General features: G+C 41.4%; 17 protein-coding genes. 10 read left to right on the top strand and 7 right to left on the bottom strand.

What is annotated here, in order from left to right; all coding sequences use genetic code 11:
• The first annotated feature begins 233 nt into the window (after positions 1-233).
• From L0657_RS05865 to L0657_RS05830, 8 genes are all read left to right on the top strand, one after another.
• The gene (locus L0657_RS05865) at positions 234-971 is read left to right on the top strand and encodes a metallophosphoesterase (protein ID WP_235149483.1); all 738 of its coding nucleotides are present in this window, start codon (positions 234-236) and stop codon (positions 969-971) included.
• Positions 972-1,510: 539 nt separating this feature from the next.
• Positions 1,511-1,873: a hypothetical protein gene (locus L0657_RS05860; protein ID WP_235149482.1), complete on the top strand. Its 363-nt coding sequence runs from the start codon at positions 1,511-1,513 to the stop codon at positions 1,871-1,873.
• Between the two features lie 485 nt (positions 1,874-2,358).
• Positions 2,359-2,661: a hypothetical protein gene (locus tag L0657_RS05855; RefSeq protein ID WP_235149481.1), complete on the top strand. Its 303-nt coding sequence runs from the start codon at positions 2,359-2,361 to the stop codon at positions 2,659-2,661.
• 168 nt (positions 2,662-2,829) lie between these two features.
• The gene (locus L0657_RS05850; protein ID WP_235149480.1) at positions 2,830-2,985 is read left to right on the top strand and encodes a hypothetical protein; all 156 of its coding nucleotides are present in this window, start codon (positions 2,830-2,832) and stop codon (positions 2,983-2,985) included.
• A 15-nt stretch (positions 2,986-3,000) separates the two neighbouring features.
• Positions 3,001-4,137 (top strand): DUF692 family multinuclear iron-containing protein, encoded by a 1,137-nt coding sequence (locus tag L0657_RS05845; RefSeq protein ID WP_235149479.1) that lies wholly within the window; start codon positions 3,001-3,003, stop codon positions 4,135-4,137.
• Between the two features lie 85 nt (positions 4,138-4,222).
• The gene (locus tag L0657_RS05840) at positions 4,223-4,675 is read left to right on the top strand and encodes a GNAT family N-acetyltransferase (protein ID WP_235149478.1); all 453 of its coding nucleotides are present in this window, start codon (positions 4,223-4,225) and stop codon (positions 4,673-4,675) included.
• A gap of 16 nt (positions 4,676-4,691) precedes the next feature.
• Positions 4,692-5,177, top strand: coding sequence for a peptide deformylase (locus L0657_RS05835; RefSeq protein ID WP_235149477.1), 486 nt, complete (start codon positions 4,692-4,694; stop codon positions 5,175-5,177).
• A 27-nt stretch (positions 5,178-5,204) separates the two neighbouring features.
• Entirely contained in the window at positions 5,205-5,969 is a 765-nt protein-coding gene (locus tag L0657_RS05830; protein WP_235149476.1) for a methyltransferase domain-containing protein, read from the top strand.
• An 88-nt stretch (positions 5,970-6,057) separates the two neighbouring features.
• Here the strand turns inward: L0657_RS05830 and L0657_RS05825 are convergent, their stop codons facing one another.
• The 6 genes from L0657_RS05825 to L0657_RS05800 form a co-directional block, all read right to left on the bottom strand.
• On the bottom strand, positions 6,058-6,318 hold the full coding sequence (locus L0657_RS05825; protein ID WP_235149475.1) for a DUF3072 domain-containing protein: 261 nt from the start codon (positions 6,316-6,318) through the stop codon (positions 6,058-6,060).
• Between the two features lie 108 nt (positions 6,319-6,426).
• Positions 6,427-8,124: a ribonucleoside-diphosphate reductase subunit alpha gene (locus tag L0657_RS05820; protein WP_235149474.1), complete on the bottom strand. Its 1,698-nt coding sequence runs from the start codon at positions 8,122-8,124 to the stop codon at positions 6,427-6,429.
• 72 nt (positions 8,125-8,196) lie between these two features.
• Positions 8,197-9,171 (bottom strand): ribonucleotide-diphosphate reductase subunit beta, encoded by a 975-nt coding sequence (locus L0657_RS05815; RefSeq protein WP_090332246.1) that lies wholly within the window; start codon positions 9,169-9,171, stop codon positions 8,197-8,199.
• A gap of 625 nt (positions 9,172-9,796) precedes the next feature.
• Positions 9,797-13,030 carry an error-prone DNA polymerase gene (locus tag L0657_RS05810; protein ID WP_235149473.1) on the bottom strand — a complete coding sequence of 1,078 codons (3,234 nt, stop codon included), beginning with the start codon at positions 13,028-13,030 and terminating at the stop codon, positions 9,797-9,799.
• Between the two features lie 15 nt (positions 13,031-13,045).
• The gene (locus L0657_RS05805) at positions 13,046-14,542 is read right to left on the bottom strand and encodes a DNA polymerase Y family protein (RefSeq protein WP_235149472.1); all 1,497 of its coding nucleotides are present in this window, start codon (positions 14,540-14,542) and stop codon (positions 13,046-13,048) included.
• Positions 14,543-14,726: 184 nt separating this feature from the next.
• Positions 14,727-15,464, bottom strand: coding sequence for an ImuA family protein (locus L0657_RS05800; RefSeq protein WP_235149471.1), 738 nt, complete (start codon positions 15,462-15,464; stop codon positions 14,727-14,729).
• A gap of 66 nt (positions 15,465-15,530) precedes the next feature.
• Here L0657_RS05800 and L0657_RS05795 point away from each other — a divergent pair, with 66 nt between their 5' ends.
• Positions 15,531-16,328 carry a LexA family transcriptional regulator gene (locus L0657_RS05795; RefSeq protein WP_235149470.1) on the top strand — a complete coding sequence of 266 codons (798 nt, stop codon included), beginning with the start codon at positions 15,531-15,533 and terminating at the stop codon, positions 16,326-16,328.
• Between the two features lie 111 nt (positions 16,329-16,439).
• Here L0657_RS05795 and L0657_RS05790 read toward each other — a convergent pair whose 3' ends face one another.
• Positions 16,440-19,649 carry a TonB-dependent receptor gene (locus L0657_RS05790; RefSeq protein ID WP_235149469.1) on the bottom strand — a complete coding sequence of 1,070 codons (3,210 nt, stop codon included), beginning with the start codon at positions 19,647-19,649 and terminating at the stop codon, positions 16,440-16,442.
• A gap of 300 nt (positions 19,650-19,949) precedes the next feature.
• Between L0657_RS05790 and L0657_RS05785 the strand changes: the two genes are divergently transcribed.
• Positions 19,950-20,840 carry an NAD(P)H-binding protein gene (locus L0657_RS05785; RefSeq protein WP_235149468.1) on the top strand — a complete coding sequence of 297 codons (891 nt, stop codon included), beginning with the start codon at positions 19,950-19,952 and terminating at the stop codon, positions 20,838-20,840.
• Positions 20,841-20,844: the final 4 nt, after the last annotated feature.

Raw genomic sequence — 20,844 nt, 5'->3', positions numbered from 1 at the left:
AGAACTGTAAGAATCTATTAATTAGACATTTATGTCAAAAAACAATTTGAATAGTAAGATAAATGACAGCATTCTGAGTGGATTTTGATCAAAGAGCATTCATGGACTGGAAATAAAAATTTTTTGGGTAAAAAATCATCATGTTTTCCAAAATTCGGCTGAACCGGAAGTTTTTCCAACTGGAACAGATATTTTACTTTATCAATACTGGTTAAATCACATCTAAACATATTATGGCGCAGGAAACGTATGTTATTGGCGATATCCACGGTGCTTTAAAAGCGCTGAATCAGATCATTAAATTAATCAAGCCGGATGAAAACAGCCGGCTTATTTTTCTTGGAGATTATGTCGACGGCTTGCCGGAGTCCGGGCAAACCATCGACTTTTTGATCGAACTGGATTCCCGATTTGACTGTGTGTTCCTGAAAGGAAACCATGACGTCTGGTTGCAGGAATGGCTGGAAACGGGCCATGCTGATCCGTTATGGCTAGCAAGTGACGGACAATCCACTTTACGAAGTTATGGATCTTACAGCGCTGAGGAGAAGAAAAAACACCGCGATTTTTTCCGTAAATTCAGGAGTTTTTATGTTGACGATCAGCAGAATCTCTACGTTCATGCCGGCTTTACCTCGCAGCAAGGCCCGGCCAAAGAATTGCATGAAAACTATCTTTTCAACGACCGGACACTGCTGGAAACGGCGATGATTTTCAAAGACCAGAAGCAGTTTCCCACTGATCACTTTCCAGTCAGATTAAGCTTGTTTAACGAAATTTTTATAGGACATACACCCACATTAAAGTTTGGCAGCGCCGTACCTATTCATTCAGCGAACCTCTGGAACATGGATACCGGCGTGAAGAAAAACGGAAAACTTACGGCCATGAATGTCAAAACAAAAGAATTCTGGCAAAGTGATTTGATGATTGATCTGTATCCCGAAGAAGCCGAAAAAATATATTTTTGATTTTTTGAATTTATTAAACTAAAATGTCGAAACCCGGCTTTTTATGTATAAAAAAACACCCTGAACTCAGAATTGAAAACTGAGCTCAGTGCGTATAAACTAATTTCAAATTATATAAAGTCGGTTGAAAGCGTTATCGTTTTGTTCGCTTCAACGCCCTCTTGTAACATTTGAATTTTGTAGTTGGCAAATTGTAACGCATCGGATCCCATCAAAAGGCGGAGAGGAGGCTCAGCGAGCTTTGAAATAGAGATAATAACTTCGGCGACTTTAACGACGCTAATGCTAACAGTGGTATATCTGCTCTTTCCATACCCAAAATTATCAGATTCAAATCAATTAACCTGAATTCGAGAATTAAAACCAACTCACAAAATCCGCAACAGACTGTCTTACATTATCTTATTGTTAACTAACATAAATTTATAAGGCGATTGAATAACTTTGTAGATCAATAAGAAAATGATACATTTTAATGATGTGGATTAACAGAAGAGAATGGCTTCTTGTCGGAGTTTCTCTTATATTATTAGTTTTGGGTGGGGTATATTATTACTTTTCACCAGCTTACAGAGCACTTAATTCATCACATCGGGTCCTCCGAAAACATTTGGGAAACTCCCGATAAGTCAGGCAACAGCGCTTTGATCATCAAGGTTGAAGGTTATGCAAATGATGATTACAAACTAAAACTGGACTTTTATCATAAAGAAACTCCAAAAGCAGGCACCTTTAAGAGAACTCATTCAGAAGTCATACGATTTCCCGCAGGCGATATTAATGGAACTTTGAAAAGAGACTTTCACGGTGAACCTGATAACAGTAAAGTCAATATCACCTACATCCCTGAGCACGAATCCACTTCCAAAGGTACGATCAAGTTAAAGGTGGGTATATTTTAATATCCTGCAATCTTCTGATTAATTAAGACGATTTATTGCCGTTAATTTTATGATCAGATATTTAGATCATTAATTTTCCTACGAAAATACAGTTAGCGCAAGACGATGAAGCGGAAGATTTGGTCCATGAAGCTTCGGACGTAATCGCAGAAAAATATAATTTCCCTGACTCGTAATCATGGTTACCAATACCATAACAGTTGTGCGATTGAGATCAACTTTCTATTGCCTAAGTCCCTATCGGACATAAAAGTTACGAAGCTAAACTCAACTTGTCGGGAGTTTTACCCGATTAAAAAAAGACATACAAGATAAGGCTGCACCTATCTTCAACACAGAACGAAAGTGGTTGATTTCATTTTCAACAAATAATATTTTATTGATCTTCCAAAATACAAATTACATTAAGTTTTCATTAAGTTCTGCCGACTAAACTTTTCTATCAATATCTTTGCAGTCCGGAAAGTAATTTGAAGAATTAAATAATGAAACATGAAAAAGTTTTTGTCCTCGACTTGGGACGTTTGGCGAAAGTGATTACCAGAGGGAAGTTGGCCGCAGATCTTGTAAAAGTTATAATTGAAACAGAAGTTTTGATTAAAGACACGAAAGATGAAGACTTCCATCCTCCGATCCAATTAAGCCACCCAAAATATTGGAAACTTAAAAAACTGACTGCCGAACAAGCCAGAGTTTTACAATTTCAATATAGCGGTTTAACTGATAAACATCTCAGAAAGTCAATTAAAGAATTTGAGAAAACGTTTAATCGGGAGGTTTTAAATTAAGCAGATTATATCAAGCCGGGCTGTGTTAGTCCGGCTTTTTATTTGGTGAAAATGTCTAATAGGTTACAACCATATCATGCCATTATGAGTCTTTGTATTTAGAGTGAGCAACCTCATATTCTTGCGTGATTATTTTGCCAAAACTGTTTACATAAACCATTAGCCAATATGAAAATCTCAAAAACAGTTCTTCAAGCCGTTGCCGTAGCGGTTGTAGTCACTACTACGATAAGCGCTTGTTCCAACGATAGCGTAAGTCCGGAAAAAGAAAAAGCTGCCAAAGCCAAAAAACTGGATCCATGCCCTGCTTGTGGAATGGGTTGATTTCATTTGATAGCCATGCCGCAAGTCTATTCATCCATTGCCTGCAATCTGGATACCAATATTTTATCGGCAACTCTCCCGCTTTTCGAACAAGAAAAAGTTGAAGCGATCGAGTGGTCTTTTGACACACTTTTCAAGTATGAAGAAATTCCGGAGTGGTTTTCGGACCTGATTTCAGAATTTGGCAACGAGGGCAGACTTGTAGGTCATGGCGTTTATTTCTCACTATTTTCGGGCAAATGGCTTCCCGGGCAAGATGCCTGGCTGAAAAAACTTAACACTTTTTCCAGGAAGTTCAGGTTTGATCATATCACAGAACATTTTGGATTTATGACCGGGTCTGATTTTCACAAAGGAGCACCGATTGGAATCCCTTATACCAAAACTTTTCTGGATATTGGTATTGACCGATTGAAGAGGATTCAGGAAGCCTGTCAGTGCCCTGTCGGCTTGGAGAATCTGGCATTTTCTTATTCGCTAGAAGAAGTTAAAAACCACGGCGAATTTCTTTCAAAGCTGGTTGAGAGCGTTAATGGTTTTATCATTCTTGATCTCCATAATCTCTATTGCCAGATTCATAATTTCGATATAGATTTTCAAGATATTTTAGCTTTGTACCCACTCGAAAAAGTGCGTGAGATCCATATTTCAGGTGGCAGCTGGGATGAAAGGAAAACTTCCCGGGGTGAAAAAATCAGGCGGGACACGCACGATGACACAGTTCCAAAAGAAGTTTTTGACCTTCTGAAAGCAACAATTCCTAAATGCCCAAACCTTAAATTTGTCGTGCTCGAACAGATGGGAACGGCGCTATATTCAACAGAAAGCCAGTTGGCTTTTCAGCAGGATTTTCTTAAAATGAACGCCATTGTCAAACACAAAGAATATGCTTTTCCAGAAAAACTATTCAATAATTTCCTACCTATTGACACGGTATCCTTAGCACCGTCTCCACTTGAAAACCTCACACTTTTTGAGCAACAGCTGGAATTGTCTTCAATTCTTGAAACGGCAAAAAACTTCGATCACGCCAGACAGTTATTATCAAGATCAGCGCTGCATCATTCCGAATGGAAAGTTGAAAATTGGGAACCGTATATGCTGGAAACTGCCTTGGCTATTGCTCAAAAATGGCAGAAAGGTTTTTTATAAAATGCCCTTCCGTTGATCAAATCAGAATTTACTTAAATTGCCGAAACATTCATTTTCTGGCATAGATAAATTTCTGGATCACGCAATGAGCACCCTAAAACGCACAGATTCCACAGACGAAGATTTTATTTTTCTTGTTAAAAAACTTGACGCAGACCTTGCAATCCGCGACGGTGAAGATCATTCTTTTTACTCCCAATTCAATAAAGTTGACAAAATCAAACATACCGTTGTTGCCTTCGAAGATGGAGTACCTGTTGGGTGTGGAGCAATTAAGGAATTTGATCAAAATGCGATGGAAGTTAAACGAATGTATACTTCTCCCGAAGGCCGGGGAATGGGAATTGCGTCTTCTGTTTTGAGAGAACTCGAAAAATGGGCAGCAGAAATGTCCTATAAAAAATGTGTTTTGGAAACAGGAAAGCGACAACCGGAAGCCATAGCATTTTACAAAAAGAACGGCTACCAAATTACCCCAAATTATGGCCAGTATATCGGAATTGAAAACAGCGTCTGCTTCGAAAAAGTATTAATTTAAACAGGTTTTCCGCTTTATGAAAGGCTTAAACGATATTTTACAACTTGGCAATCCGCTGCTTTATGAAGTCTGCGACCCGGTATTGGAAACAGAACTGCCGCAGGTAAAAGGCTGGATTGAGGACCTCCATAACGTAATGCAGGAGATCCGGTCAAAGTACAATTTCGGAAGAGCGATTGCAGCTCCTCAACTCGGCATCATGAAGCGATTGATTTACATGAATATTGATAGACCCATCATTTTTATCAATCCGGAATTTACAGATCTGAGTGAGGATATGTTCGAAATGTGGGACGATTGCATGAGTTTCCCCAACTTGCTCGTGAAAGTCAAACGGCACAAATATTTGACAATAAATTATCTGGATGAAAACTGGCAGCCGCAACAATGGAAAATGCAGGATGGCCTGTCAGAACTTCTACAACATGAGTATGATCATTTGAACGGAGTTTTGTGCACGATGCGAGCTATCGATGAAAAGTCGTTTAAATGGCGAAACTAAATAAATTTACTACGTAAGAATTAGATAATGGCCTGGAATCCGAATACCTATAATAAATTTAAATCAGACCGTTTCTTGCCATTTTTCGATTTGGCTGCTCTGATAGAAATAAAGCCAAATCTCGAAGTTATAGATCTGGGATGTGGAACAGGAGAATTGACCAGGAAACTGGCTGATATGTTGCCTGATTCAAAAGTGCTGGGCGTAGACTCTTCGCAAGAAATGCTTAACGATACCAGGGAATTTGAAAACGCACAGGTACATTTCGAAAAACGATCCATTGAAGAGCAGTTACAATCCGGAAGTAAGTGGGATTTGGTGTTTTCCAACGCGGCAATCCAATGGGTAAAAAATCATAAATCACTGTTGCCAGAAATTATTTCTTCGATTAAATCGGGTGGCCAGCTCGCAATCCAATTGCCGGCGCAAAATCATAACCTGACAAACAGGATGCTCAGCGACCTGGCTTCGGACCCACTTTTCGAACCTCTTTTTAAAAGTTGGGACCGGGCGGATACGGTGCTGAATATTGACGATTATGCCGAGTTATTATTTGAGAATGAAGGAAGGGATATCACTGTTTTTGAAAAAATATATCCGCTTGTGCTGAATGACTCGGATGCGCTGTTTGATTGGGTTTCAGGTACTGCTCTGATACCTTACCTGGAAAAGCTGGATGATCAAAATAAACAGAATTTTATCAACGAATACAAGTCGCGTTTGAAAAGCAGATTCCCTAAGACTCCGGTATTTTTTCCTTTTAAAAGAATACTAATGAAGGCGACTTTTTGAAGATTTACATACAAATAAAAGCACCAAATTGAAGTTGAGGTAACCTCAGTCTTCAATTTGGTGCTTTTATTTAATTTCTACTGTCTGCCTATTTCTCTTGTCCGCGACCGGTTTTTTGCTGCAACTCCTCAATACGTTTTGAAGCATTTGCCTTGGTTAGCGTTTCATCAAATTCTTCACCCGCTTCATCTGAAAGCGTTTTCAAATAGGATTGCTGCGCGCCTGTCATTGGCTCGTCACCTGTTGTCCACTCATCCGGATCTTTTACGGTATTCGAGCCTTTTATTTCCTGACTGCCAGTTGACGGATTTTGATTTTCCTCAGTTGAATTTTGATCGTTAGTTGCCATTATGAAGTTATGTTAATTTATTGATATGGATAAAAAAATTGAGCCAGCGTTTTGCCGGCTCAATCTGTGTTTATCAACTTACCAATGTTTTAATCCGCTAAAAATCTCTTACGATTCGCATGACTGGCAACTTACCAAACTCGTCACCAATTCTTTCGAAACGCTTTGGCTTCTCTGGTAGTAAAGCGTTTTCACACCTAGCTTCCATGCTTCAATAAGTAACTTATTAACTTCTTTAACCGGCAGATTGGAAGGAATATTCAAATTTAAACTTTGAGACTGATCCACATATTTTTGACGGATCGAAGCCTGTTGAATAATTTCCAGCTGACTAATTTCTTTGAAAGTTTTAAAAACGTCTTTTTCCTCAGCAGATAATTCGGGCATATGCTGCACACTTCCGTGGTTCAGCATAATCGTCCGCCAGGTTTCCTCATTGTCCAAACCTTTCTCTTCCAGTAATACTTTCAGGTATTTATTTTTACGCATAAAATTACCTTTTGCGAGACCTGCCTTGTAGTAATTGCTGCTGAATGGTTCGATGCCAGGAGATGTTTGACCAAGAATGGCAGACGAAGAAGTTGTCGGCGCAATAGCCAACAGCGTTGTGTTTCTGCGACCGTATCCTTTTAGTAATTCCGGCTCTCCGTATATCAGAGCAAGTTCTTGCGTCGCCTTTTCTGATTTATCCTGAATTGCTTTGAATATCTGCGTTGTCAGCTGTTTTGCCTGCATTCCTTCAAACGGAATCATATTTTTTTGCAGGTACGAATGCCATCCCAAAACGCCAAGACCAAGCGCGCGGTGGCGTTTCGCAAAACGGTTTGCGCTAGCCAGGAAATGATTTCCTTCTGTTTTTTCAATAAATTCCTGAAGAACAGCATCCAGGAAAAAAATAGCCAATCTCACGGCATCAGTATCTTTCCATTCGTCATACAATTCAAGGTTCATTGATGACAAGCAGCAGATAAAAGACTCATCTTCTGTCGACGGCAACATAATTTCCGAACACAAATTACTTGCGTTGATACGCAGATTTTTGTCTTTGTAGACCTGCGGTTTATTCAGGTTTACGTTGTCAGAAAAGAATATATACGGAAGACCTTTCTGCTGACGGCTTTGTAAAATTTTCGCCCAGATTTCTCTTTTGGCCATGTCCCCATCGATCATGTCCTGCATCCAGTAATCAGGCACACAAACACCTGAAAAAAGATTCTGGATCGGGTGACCGATATCTTTAATCTGTAAAAATTCTTCTATATCCTCATGATCAATATCCATGTAAGCTGCGAATGCACCGCGGCGCACTCCGCCCTGAGAAATCGTGTCCATGGCCGTGTCAAAAAGACGCATGAAACTTACCGCACCACTACTTTTTCCATTGTCCGTCACAGCACTTCCGCGCGCGCGCAAATCACCGAAATAAGCGGAGGTTCCGCCACCAATCTTGGTTTGCATGATCACTTCGCCAAGTTTGTGCGTGATACCTTCAATATTGTCCGGCACATGTACATTGAAACAAGAAATAGGCAATCCACGCTCTGTGCCCATATTTGCCCAGATTGGAGAACTTAAACTCATCCAGCCTCTTTCAACCATTTCCTGAAAAGCTTCTTTCAGTTCGGGACGGTATAAGCGTTTTGCTGCGGCGGCACAAACGCGCTCGATAGCTCCTTCCACGGTTTCGCCTTTCAACAAATATCCACGGTTTAGAACCTGTTCGCTTTCAGTGTTTTTCCACCATAGTTTCTCCATTTCGTACTGGGGAGTGACACCTTCCAGCAGGTCTAATTCGGCAACTTTCATTTCTTTTTTATGATTAATATGTTGTTGATTTCTTGGTTTTATTTAAAAAACTTCGATCGATTTTTATTTTTTTTAGAACAGATCAAATGCTGAAATACTTTTGTCGTGTTTGGTATAATCCACCGGACGTTTTGCAAAAAAGTCATCAAGACTGTTCGCAAAAACTTCTTCTTCAAACCATTGCAGCAATTTCACATCCGCAATCGCAAGATTGAACTGGCGGGGCAGACCGATTTTCTGAAGACTGTCGTCTGCACGGTACTTCATGAAGTTGATCAGATCTTCCTTATTAATACTGTCGATTTCGCCCTCGCTGAAAATCCAGTCGATGATGCGGGATTCCACATCGATTGACGAGCGCACCAAACGGGTGATTTCTGCCACTGTTTCCTGATCAAACATGTCAGGAAATTCTTCTTTGATTTTATTTACCAAATAAATTCCTGCATTTGCGTGAATCTGCTCATCAATGGAGGTCCAGGCGATGATATTGCTTACGTTTTTCATCAAACCCTTGAAACGGGCAAAAGATAAAATAATCGCAAATTGACTGAACAAGCTTACGTTTTCGATCAAAATCGAGAACAGGATCAGCGAGAACGCGTATTCCTTTTTGTCAGTCGATTTTGAATTCCCCAAAGCTTCCGACAAATAATCGATACGCTCACGGATCACCGGAATTTCCACCAGCGACTCAAACTGGTTGGTATATCCAAGCACTTCCAGCAAACGCGAGTAAGCTTCCGAATGGCGGAATTCACATTCAGCAAACGTGCTTCCCAGACCATTAAATTCAGGTTTTGGCAAATGGTGAAAAAGATTTCCCCAGAACGACTTAACAGCCACTTCGATCTGAGCGATCGCAAGCAAACTATTTTTCACAGCATTTCTTTCTGCTGCATTCAAATGCGAATGAAAGTCCTGTGTGTCTGCTGTAAAATCTACTTCTGAATGAACCCAGTAGGCTTTATTAATCGCTTCCGTAAATTGTAATATTTCAGGATACTCAAATGGTTTGTATTGTAGACGTTTATCAAAAATACTCATAAAAAATGCTATCTATAAATTATAATGTTAGAATCGTGTAAGCCTTCCCGGTGTATATCAAGTCAATAACTTTTATTTAGAGCTAAATCAATACACTGACAAAGCGGCTTTTTGCTTAATTCCGAATAGGATATTTAACTGTTTCAACCTTTCAAGAGCGATAAAAGTTCATATTTTCCGGGTTGTAAACTTACATATTAATTCGATTAACTTTTAAATTTTGTAAACTTTTTAATTTAAAAAAATATTTAACCACCTCATTATAAAGTGTATAATGTAAAATATTTGCAAACATTTATTTTTTAATTAATTATTTGATTAAAATTTATATAAATATGCTTGCGTTAAAATATTGGAATATGAATTCATTAATTAAATAACTAACCGCCATAATTGCCAAGTAGCCAATGGTTAAGTAGTTAAACCTCTCAAATTAAAATTCCATCAACTCATACAGACTCCCAAGAGTCTAAACTTTTAATTTCTGAAATTCAATAAATGCCGACCTCTTCAACTGCAATCAGTAGAAAATTAAATATTGTACATTTATAATATCCTTAGCTCAAAAAAAACAAAATTATTAATAGCTGATTTTGATAAAATCAATAGAATATTCATGCCCTTTTTACCTGAAATTTCTTCCTGAAGGAAATATTTCAGCTTGAACATCTTTCCTTACCTGCGTTCGTTTATTGATGGCTTGGGAAACGTACTCATCTTTCTCATCTGCCCTTGAAAGTGTGAGCAAGGCCGGGTCCTCCTCTGTCTTATGCAGCTTCCGAAGCAATCCGGACATATCGAAACATCTTTTCACAATAACATGGATCACTTCGCCTTCTTTTTGAAGTTTCCCCTCCACCATCAACAAGCGCGAACGAAGAATTTCTTTGCGGTATTTTTCAAATAAACTTTGAAAGATAACCAGATTCGCAAAACCGGTTTCGTCCTCGATGGTGATAAAACAGACACCTCCCGCCGTACCTGGCCGCTGCCTTACCAACACCAATCCGGCTACTTTCACAATCCTGCCTTCGTTTGTTATTCCCAGATCTTTTGTAGTCAATGCTTTTAATAAGGCAAGCTTTTCACGGACAAAACTTACCGGATGTGCTTTCAAAGACAGGGAAGTCGAGGCATAATCCTGAACGACATGCTCCGAATCCGTCATTTTTGGAAGTTGTACACCCTTTTCAAAAGTACTTTCAGAAGGCTGTCCGATAAACAATCCCGTTGGCCGGTCATTCAGCGCCGACACTTCCCATAAAGCCTGCCGCCTGTCCAGTCCGATTGACCGGAACGCATCGGCATCCGCCAATCTTTCAAGCGCAGATTGGGAAACTCCTGCATCGCGCAGCGCATGTATACTGGCATACGGTCGATCTCTTCCTGAAACAAGAGCAACAATATCTTCCTCCCGCAATCCTTTAATCTGTCGAAATCCAAGTCTGATCGGATAATATTCTTTCTCCTCAACATTTTCATCCAGCAGATTATCCCAGTTGGAATAATTAATATCAACCGGCTGTACCTCCACATTGTTTTTTCTGGCATCAATAACAATCTGAGCGGGCTGGTAAAATCCCATGGGCATACTGTTTAATAAAGCCGCAGCGAAAACATCGGGCAGGTAACATTTTATCCAACACGAAACATAAACAAGCAAAGCGAAACTGGCCGCATGACTTTCAGGAAATCCATAACTTCCGAAACCTTCCAGCTGCTTAAATACACGTCTTGCAAATTCTTCGGTATAACCTCTTTCCGTCATACCATCCACCAGCTTTTTTTCAAAACGCGTTACCATTCCTTTCACTTTAAAAGTGGCCATACTCCGACGCAGTTCATCTGCCTCGGCTGCGGTAAAACCTGCCGCGACAATCGCAATTTTCATCGCTTGTTCTTGGAAAAGCGGAACTCCAAGTGTCCTTTGCAAAATTTCTTTAAGCTCTGGCGAAGGATATTCTACATCTTCTTCCCCATTTCTCCGGCGCAGATATGGATGCACCATATCTCCCTGGATTGGGCCGGGACGCACAATGGCCACTTCTATCACCAGATCATAAAAACAGCTTGGCCTCAACCTGGGAAGCATGGATTGCTGCGCACGACTTTCAATTTGAAAAACACCGATTGTATCGGCGTGGCTGATCATTTCATAAACCACAGGATCGTCCTGTTTGATATTCGCGAGCGTCAGATCCATGTTGTAATGTTTTTTAGCCAGATCAAACGCCTTTCGGATACAGGTCAGCATACCGAGAGCGAGCACATCGATCTTTAAAAAGCCCAGCGCATCAATGTCATCCTTATTCCATTCAATACAGGTCCGGTTTTCCATACGTGCATTCAGTATCGGACACAGATCTGAAAGTTTTCCGCGGGTAATTACAAACCCGCCGGTATGCTGACCAAGCTGCCTGGGAAAACCCATGAACTGCTTCGTAAGATCCAATATTTTTAGAAGATGTTTGTCCTCAGGATTAAACCCGTGCTCCGCAATCCGTTTTCCTTCAAACCATTCATCCGTAAACTCCCAGATTGAACTTGAAAGCCGATTAATGGCATCCACCGAAAGCCCCATCGCCTTCCCTACATCCCTGATCGCGCCGCGCTGATGCTGCTGGGTTACCGTTGCGACAATGGCGGCGCGGTCTCTGCCATATTTGTTGTAGATATATTGGATAACCTCTTCCCGCCTCTCATGTTCAAAATCCACATCAATATCGGGCGGTTCATTTCGTGCGGATGAAATAAATCGCTCAAACAAAAGATCAAATTTGGTAGGGTTTACAGAAGTAATTCCAAGACAAAAACAAACTGTCGAATTAGCAGCAGAGCCTCTTCCCTGACACAATATTTTTTGCTCTCTTGCAAAACGGACAATGTCATAAACAGTAAGGAAATAAGGAGCATAGTCCATTTCCTCAATAAATTTCATTTCGTGATGTATGGAAGAAATGATTTTTTCAGGTAAATTTTCTCCGAAATGTTCTGCCGCTCCTTTCCAGGTCAAATATTTCAGCTCCTCCATTGGCGTTCGTCCTTCTTCTGTAATTTCTTCCGGATAAATATAGGTCAGCGAATCCAGCGAAAACCGGCATGCGTCAGCAATTTCCTGGGCACGGCGGACAGCATCAGGATATTTTCTGAAAAGCCGCTGCATTTCTTCAATGGGTTTCAAATACCTTTCCCCATTCTGATACAGCTTAAATCCTGCATTATGGATTGTACATTTTTCCCGGATACAGGTAACAATATCCTGTAATTCCCGCCGCCCGGGATTGTGATAATAAACATCATTGGTGGCCACCATGGGAATATCCAGCCGCTTTGCCAGCTGCGAAATTCGGTAAAGTTTTTTGGTATCATCACCCTGGTATGACCGCGAAGCAGCGATGTACAGATCCTTCCCTAAAAACTGCCGGTATTCTTTTAACAACGATTGAAATGAAGGATCAAAATCAAAAACTTCATTCAGCGACGCAGGCGGCACTGCAATAAATTTTATACCTTTTGCATACCGGTAGACATCGGCTTTATACAAATGACACTTCCCTTTTTCCGCCCGCAGATTACCTTCCGACAATAATCCTGAGAGCTGTGAATATGCTTCCTTTGTGGTTGGGTAAGCAAGAAGTCCAGGTCCGTCAAGCAAATCCAGACGGCAGGCCGGAATAATTCTGATGCCCAGCTTTTTGGCTGCGGCATGGCCTCTCACAATTCCAGCCAGCGTGTTATGATCGGTAATCGCAATTTCCTTATATCCTAAAAGTGCTGCCTGTTCAACCAGCTCTTCCGGGTGCGAGCCGCCGCGCAGGAAGCTGAAATTAGTGGTGACCTGTAATTCTGTATAGCTCATGACACTTGTTTTTAATCAGGCAAAAAAACCGTGAATGAACCATTCTGGTTTGTTTCCGTCGTAATATCCAAGCCTGAAAACCCAGTACCGGGCACCTGATTCATCTTCCAGGCAGTAATAATCCCGATGTAACCCCTCGTCCAGCCACCATTCCCGCTCAATCCGCTCGGGGCCGTCCGCCTTGCTAACTTTGTGAACTTTTCCCTTATATCGAAATAACATTGGCGGATAATCCGGTATCGGTGCACTCACATAAATTATTTCCGGCCTTGCCAGCAAATGAACCGGCCGTAGACGATCTGTCCTCCAATTTGTTTCAGATTGTTCCTTTAATGAAGCAGCCTGCCTGACTGAACGTTCCGGCCAGTAATGTTCATCTGGCAGATACCTGTGAATGGAACTCATCCCTGCCCTGCCCGCCAGTCTGTCAAGCAATTCCAGCAAGCTGGTATCATCAGCGCGGCATACCTTCCAAAGTGTTTCCTGAACGGGGTCAATATCTTCCACCTGGTTGGCTTCCAGAACAAATAATTCTATTCCCAGAGCCGGTTCAATCCTGGTTATTTTTAGTTCAAAAAGTTTAAATAAATGCGTTGCATGACATGACGGACCATTTGTAACAATATCAATTTGTTCTACTTTGCCGTCCATACGGTAACCCTTAAACGTTGCTGCACGAAGTCCTTTTTCTTCGCCTGACAATCGCTGACACAACTTTTCCAGCAGACGTTGCAGAGCAATTTTAATTCCGGCTGCTGTAACAATAGGTTCAAGACATGGCAACCTTTCCTGATATGGTTCCAAGGGCTGAACCGGTGTTATGGTTTCATTTGACGGACCAAGCGCCTGATCCAATCTGTCTAAAAGTGCCTGACCAAAACGCCTTCGAAGCACTGTCCGGGGCATAACTATGAAATTGCGTATCTGATACAAACCAAGCTTATGCAGTCGCTCAATGACTCCGGCCTCCAAACGCAAAGCAGCAGGAGGCAGTGTCAGCAACGCATCAGCCTGTTCACCAGGGCCGATGATTGGCGAAATCTGTCCATACCTGGAAACCGCCCAGGCAGCGCCGATAGTGTCCGCAATGGCAGCACGAACATCATATCCTGAAGTTTTAAGTTTAATCACAATATCTTTCAGGTATGCTTTTTCTCCGCCCCAAAGATGTGCACAGCCTGAAATATCCAGAATTATTCCGTTGGGAGAATCTATCCCGGCGATTGGCGTATAACGAATGGACCACTCTGCCAATGTGGCCAATAGTTTCGCGGATAGTTCCGGGTCATCGTCCAATACCTGAAGATCAGGAAATACGGCTCTTGCGTCGGCCACCACCATACCGGTTTCTACGCCATTACTTTCTGCAAGCATATTTGCAGCACGCACCACCATCCTTCCCCGTTCGGGAGAGGCTAAAACAAAAGGGATTTCCTTTAAAGCTGGCTGTTGCATGGCAAACCAGTCGGTTGTTAAGTGGCGAAACCAGATTGTAGCATAACGTCGAGACATGTTTTCAAGTGGTTTAAATGCTAATTTTAGAATATTGTTACTATTAGCAACAAATATTTGTTTCCAATAATAACAATTTGCAATTTAAGGGGCAAGAATTTTTTTAAGAAATTAGAAACAACTTACTCAACTTCAGTTAGAAATCTGCCTTACAGGATGGTGAAAAATTTCCAAAAGAATTGCATCAACCCGTTTGTAGCAATTGTCTTTTTAACTCAGAAGCGACAGTCTCAATATGCCGAAACTGCCCTGCTGCCCATTCCATTTGCCAATTCCCAGGCTCGCCGTTACGGACTTTTTGAAGTTCAACATGCCAGCGCGGAAACCCTACACCAGGCATATCGTCTTCCAGTTCACTTTTCAATGGCGTAATTTTCCAACGGGAAACGCAAGCCAGTGTATTAACAATTCTAGGGTTATGCCGATGTAAAAAACCGGTCACCCTGCTCTTTTCCACCGCCAGTTGCAACCTGCGTGACTGTGTAAAAGTCACTTCATTTAATTCTCCAACCACGGCTGCCAGGGCTTCACATTTTAACGCTTCTTCCACCGCCCATAATACATCTTTCTGGGTGGTAAGGTCTATAAAAATTACACGGTCCGGCGCAATCCCAAATGCTTTTAGCGCCGGCGGAAAAATTGTTCTTTTATTGCTTATCCATAAACAAGCGCCTGACTCTCCCATCAGACGACTTATCAGCCCTGACATAAAACCGGTGGTCGCAGCTGAATCCTCAGGACTTCCGCTTAAGAATTCATGTACCGCTCCTACCGGGAATGTTTTGTTAGGAAATGCTGATTCAATTTTCCCCAAACCAAAATCAATACGCTGACCACCGGAAGGCAACCGGAATCCCTGCAAAGAAAGAATCTCCTTTTGCAGCTTTTCCAGCATATCATTTTTAGGCGCAGATTGTATCATTGTAAAATAAATGTATATTTGTTACTGTGAGCAACAAATTAATGTTTCCAATTATAACAAGATACGATGTCAACTACAACTCTTTTTTTTCATAGCAACATCCGGCTTCTTCGGGAAAGGAGGAAATTCAGCCAGGAGGACATCTCAGAGGTACTTAATCTGTCGAGAAATAAATTACAGGCGCTCGAATCCGGTAAGACAAAAAATCCTTCTGCGCAGGATCTCATTAAATTTTCAGAATATTTTAAGGTAAGCGTGGATACCCTGCTAAAAGTGGATCTGACGAAACTTGGTGAATTTAAACTTAAAGAACTTCAATCCGGAAATGACGTTTACATGACGGGAAGCCAGATCCGTGTGCTGGCAATTACCGTTGATAAAGAAAATCGGGAAAACACGGAATACGTGCCAATCAAAGCAAAAGCCGGATATCAGGCAGGATATAACGATCCTCAATATCTTGCAGCCCTTCCCCGCTTTTCGCTGCCAAACTTACCGGAACGTGGCACTTTCCGCATGTTCCCGACTGTCGGCGATTCGATGTTGCCGATTCCGGAAGGCAGTGATGTAATTGCAGAATATGTTCAGGATTGGAAAAACCTGAAACCTGAAACGCCTTGTATAGTAATTTTAAAAGGCAATCAGGATTTTGTTTTTAAAATGGTAACGGTGCAAAATGACAGCCAGCTGCTACTAAAATCGCTGAACAGCTTATACCAGCCTTTTGAAGTGAATAGTGAGGATGTTTTGGAGATATGGAAATATTATAAACACCAGACAGACACTTTACCGGAAAATGAAACCGATTTACAGCAAATAAAAAATCTGCTGGTGGCGGTACATTCGGAGGTTAAGAAAAAATGAAATATGGTATTTTACACTGGTTTATCACAAAAAAATTAAGGTTTTGAAAAAACGGATAATCCGCTTCTTCAAAACCTTAATTTTTTATCGATTACTTAATTTCGTTTTTACTTAAAAAGCATAACGCAATCCTAACTGGAACTGATAAGGATTTCCGGATGGCGTAACCACACCCGCCGTATTTACACGATATACAAATTTCTGGTTGGCTCTATCAAAACCTGGCACTGCTGCTGATCCTGATGTAGCTGGAATACCCAGTGCATACAATGCCTGGCTTCCCAACGATTCGTTCGTTCCCCAGCTTTTCTTGAGCAAGTTGGCTACGTTGAAAATATCTGCTGAAAGTTCGATGCTTTGCGATCTGTAAATTCTGAATTTCTTCGTAACACGCAAATCCCAAACTCCATAAAAATTGTTGATACCACCATTTCTTTCCGCCATTTTACCAGAATATTTATTGATATAATCCTTCACACTCTGGCTCGCATCCGGATTGTCGATAATAGCCTGTAATCCTGTTCTCACATTTTCCGGAACGCTTGGATCGTTTCTGTCGAAAACGTAAGCAAGGTCATTACTTCCTGAAACAAAGTCAGCATTACTGTTAGCTCCCGACAAAAGCGTATATCTTGTTCCGCCAATTCCTGAATAACGGATACCCACATTAACGCCATAGAACGAAGGCAGCGATCCGTAAAATACGATTTTGTGGCGAAAATGGTTATCCGAGTAAGTCATATTGGAAAGATCCCGCGGATCATCTTTTACAGGTAAAGACAAAGTAGCGGTGTTAGCCACGTTACCGTTGTAAGAAGTATTATCCCTGGTATCGTTGTAAGTATAACTCATCGTGATCTCTCCATCTTTAAAATACTGATAAGTCGCATCGGCTACAAAGGCAAACTGGTTAATTTCCCCCTGGCTGTTCAATTCAAGAACACGACCGAATTTTGTACTTTTACGTCCTTGCAACCAGTCCCCAGCACCATTCGCAGGCATTGAGCTTAAAGGCACATATACTCCGCGGTTATCTTCGTTGGCAAGTCGGAAGAATGGCTCATCGGCCATGTTTCTGTCAACGTAGAAATAATTATTACGTCCTAAAGTCATGTATCCGGCAACGCCAACTCTTAATTTATCCGTAAAATAATGGCTGTATGACGCATTGGCTTTGTACATCACAGGCACACGTGCGTCCGATCCGTTGGTGTTAATTGTTGGCACTTGCAATGCATCAAGACTCGGAATGCTGCCAAAATTCGAACGATATTCATTAAAGTTCGGCGTTGGAATATTTGGAGAACGCACATCGACAGTAGCCAAATGTTTACCGTCGAATGTAAGGTTGTTTATCAAAACATAATTGTTAATATCAGACGCAAAAATACCACCACCGACACGAACGATATCCGTATGTCTTTCATTCACATCCCATGTAAATTGAAGACGTGGCTGCACTACAAATGATTTCAAGCGGTGATCTGTCCGGATCGCCAATTCATCAAAAAGTGTCTGGTTAAGCGGCGAGGTTGGATAATGTGCATAATCCAGACGAAGACCTGCAACCATATCAAGACCTAACGCCAGTTTGGTTTTCATCTGACCATAAATCCCGGCATTCAGAATATTTCCCTTCACCGACCAGTCATCCATCAAAGGCACTTCGCGATAATAACGGTAAGGCTGTAAATCATTGAATTTATCCAATGCAGTTTTTCCGGCAGCAGCATCCACCGTATAATGGAAACGTCCGTTCACTTCACTTCCATAGGTTGATTTTGAATTGGTATACATCAAATCGATACCGAATGTATATTCAACTTTATCCGTGTTGTAATAAAGATTATCGACAAGTTGTAAAACATTGTTGGTAAAACCTTCCTGCGCGAAACGGTGACCTCCCATTTGAATATTGGTAGATTTTGTAGTTCCGTCACTTAAAGTCGACACAACGCCTTCCACAATTGCTCTTGGAATGTTGGCAGCAGGAAGCTGATCTCCCGGGCTGCTTTTCTGATGCGTATATAAATGCTGAACTTTTAATTCGTTGGTAAGCTTGGAAGTGATCGACGAACGTAGAGAAGCCAAAAGGCTGTTGTCAACGTTGTAATCATTCGCGGTAGATTCGTAAATATTAATTGCCGTATTATCCTGAAGACCCAGTTTGTTTCTGTCGCTTGTAAAATTGTCGCGGATCGTCAGAAGGTTTTTCTTGTTGATCTGCCAGTCAATACGTGCAAACACAGCATCAGAGCCACGTTTTTTGTCAAAAGTTCCATACTGAGGTGTGTTGGCAACGCCATATTTGTTACGCGCTATGTCAACAAATTTATCCAAAGTAGATCTTGTAATATTGAAACGGTTTTCGTCAGCTGGCGTCAATACGTCGGCAATTACAAAAGGACGTGTATCCTGCTGATGATCCCAGGCTACAAAAAAGTGCAGTTTATCCTTGATGATCGGTCCGCCCAATGAAAACCCAAACTGATTCGTTGAGAATGTCGTATTTAATTTATTTCCACGAATGTCATAAGGACTTGAAAGCCAGTTAGCGCGGCTATAATTGAAAGCGCTACCGCTGAATTTATTCGTACCGGATTTCGTCACGGCGCTTACAGTACCACCACCACTACGACCGTAGGTAACGTCATACTGGTTGGTCACAACCTGAAATTCACGCACGGCTTCAATAGAAATTGAATAAGGCGCACCACTTCTGCTGGTCGTGGATCCGGCCGAAGTCGGATTTTTCGCGTTCATACCGTCGATAGTATAATTGGTCGACGAACCCAGCTGTCCAGAAATATTTCCACCTCTGCTTAACGGAGAAAGCTCCATTAGCGAAGTAAAATTACGTCCGTTAACCGGCAACCTTGTGATATCACGCGCCGAGATGGCAGTAGAAGCTCCGATATTTTCGATCTTATTTTTTATACCGGATGCCACAACCTGCACCACTTCCAGCGTCTGACCAGCTTCCATCATATCGATTTTCACCTTGATCGCATCTCCCTGGTGAAGAACATAACCAGTTCTTTTCTGCTCACCAAAACCTACATAACTTACGATAACGGTGTAAGGACCGCCCAATGGTAATTCTTTAAAAGCATATTCCCCCTTTGCATTGGTAGAAGTCGCCGTAGAAAACCCCGTCGATTCGTTTTTCACCTGAACTGTTGCACCCGCAAGTTCAGCATTCTGATTGTCGGAAATTGTACCGGAAATTGACGCCTGTGTCGTTTGCGCTTTAACGGCGTAAAAACAACAAAACGTACAACATAAAATCAGGATTGTAGTAAGTAAAAATCTTTTTTGCATGAGTTGATTATTAAATTAAAGTGCAAAAAAGGCCTTTCAATATGTTGCTGTCATTAAGGCATTATTAACTTATCATGAACTCAGCCAAAACTATACTAAATAGCATTTTAGTTATATGTAAATCTGTAAATCCCGCTCGCTTTCTCAAAAAGACAACTGAGATAATTTATATCAAGTATAAATGAAGATTCAGTCTCGGAATCAATACACCTATCTGTTTTGGATACAACGACAGTAGATTCGGCTACTTAACAAACTACAATACCATGCACCTTTGCCTTATCATAAAAACGCAAAGAAATGAAAATCACATTAACAGGTTCATTGGGACATATTGGCAAGCCGCTCGCGGAAAAATTGTTACAGAAGGGGCATTCGGTAACTGTAATCAGCAGTAATGAAGAAAAACGAAAAGACATTCAAACATTGGGAGCAGAAGCTGCAATCGGGTCATTGCAGGATGCAGCGTTCCTAAAAGCAAGTTTCACTGGCTCAGACGTGGTATATACCATGGTTCCTCCCGCCAACTATTTCGATCAGTCTCTTGACCTGATGGCATACTATCGTGAGATAGGCGACAATTTCGCTTATGCGATTCAGGAATCCGGCGTTGAGCGAGTAATTAATCTCAGCACCATTGGCGGCGAACTAGAAAAGGGTTCGGGTATTTTACTCGGTGCACATGGCGTAGAAGAAATCCTGGATAAATTGCCTCAAACAATTACAGTCATCCATATTCGTCCAACTTCTTTTTATTATAATTTGTATGGGTATGTTGAGATAATTAAAAATGCTGGTGCTATTATAACAAATTATGGAAATTCCTTAATTCCATGGGTTTCTCCAATAGACATTGCTGACGTTGTGGCGGAAGAGATAGAATCCGGTTTCTTGGAACGGAAAGTTCGGTATGTAGCCAGCGAAGAACTTACCGGGCCAGAAACTGCACGAATACTGGGAGCAGTAATTGGTAAACCTGATTTACAATGGAAAATTGTTTCAGATGAACAGGTACAGCAAGGACTGGAAGGCGCCGGGATGAATCCTGAAATTGCAGCGGGTCTGGTAGAAATGTACGGTGCTTTGCAAAGCGGGTTGCTGGCGGCAGATTACCACAGAAATAAACCTGCTATTTTAGGTAATGTTAAAATGGAGGATTTTGCCCGCGAATTTGCGTTGGCTTTTAAGTAAAATT

Source organism: Dyadobacter sp. CY345, assembly GCF_021502725.1.
Lineage (GTDB): Bacteria > Bacteroidota > Bacteroidia > Cytophagales > Spirosomataceae > Dyadobacter.
This window is presented reverse-complemented; position numbering and strand designations above follow the sequence as displayed.

Coding starts and splice junctions, on each gene's coding strand:
- L0657_RS05865 (WP_235149483.1), top strand. CDS start 234: ATGGCGCAGGAAACGTATGTTATTGGCGATATCCACGGTGCTTTAAAA.
- L0657_RS05855 (WP_235149481.1), top strand. CDS start 2,359: ATGAAACATGAAAAAGTTTTTGTCCTCGACTTGGGACGTTTGGCGAAA.
- L0657_RS05850 (WP_235149480.1), top strand. CDS start 2,830: ATGAAAATCTCAAAAACAGTTCTTCAAGCCGTTGCCGTAGCGGTTGTA.
- L0657_RS05845 (WP_235149479.1), top strand. CDS start 3,001: ATGCCGCAAGTCTATTCATCCATTGCCTGCAATCTGGATACCAATATT.
- L0657_RS05840 (WP_235149478.1), top strand. CDS start 4,223: ATGAGCACCCTAAAACGCACAGATTCCACAGACGAAGATTTTATTTTT.
- L0657_RS05835 (WP_235149477.1), top strand. CDS start 4,692: ATGAAAGGCTTAAACGATATTTTACAACTTGGCAATCCGCTGCTTTAT.
- L0657_RS05830 (WP_235149476.1), top strand. CDS start 5,205: ATGGCCTGGAATCCGAATACCTATAATAAATTTAAATCAGACCGTTTC.
- L0657_RS05825 (WP_235149475.1), bottom strand. CDS start 6,318: ATGGCAACTAACGATCAAAATTCAACTGAGGAAAATCAAAATCCGTCA.
- L0657_RS05820 (WP_235149474.1), bottom strand. CDS start 8,124: ATGAAAGTTGCCGAATTAGACCTGCTGGAAGGTGTCACTCCCCAGTAC.
- L0657_RS05815 (WP_090332246.1), bottom strand. CDS start 9,171: ATGAGTATTTTTGATAAACGTCTACAATACAAACCATTTGAGTATCCT.
- L0657_RS05810 (WP_235149473.1), bottom strand. CDS start 13,030: ATGAGCTATACAGAATTACAGGTCACCACTAATTTCAGCTTCCTGCGC.
- L0657_RS05805 (WP_235149472.1), bottom strand. CDS start 14,542: ATGTCTCGACGTTATGCTACAATCTGGTTTCGCCACTTAACAACCGAC.
- L0657_RS05800 (WP_235149471.1), bottom strand. CDS start 15,464: ATGATACAATCTGCGCCTAAAAATGATATGCTGGAAAAGCTGCAAAAG.
- L0657_RS05795 (WP_235149470.1), top strand. CDS start 15,531: ATGTCAACTACAACTCTTTTTTTTCATAGCAACATCCGGCTTCTTCGG.
- L0657_RS05790 (WP_235149469.1), bottom strand. CDS start 19,649: ATGCAAAAAAGATTTTTACTTACTACAATCCTGATTTTATGTTGTACG.
- L0657_RS05785 (WP_235149468.1), top strand. CDS start 19,950: ATGAAAATCACATTAACAGGTTCATTGGGACATATTGGCAAGCCGCTC.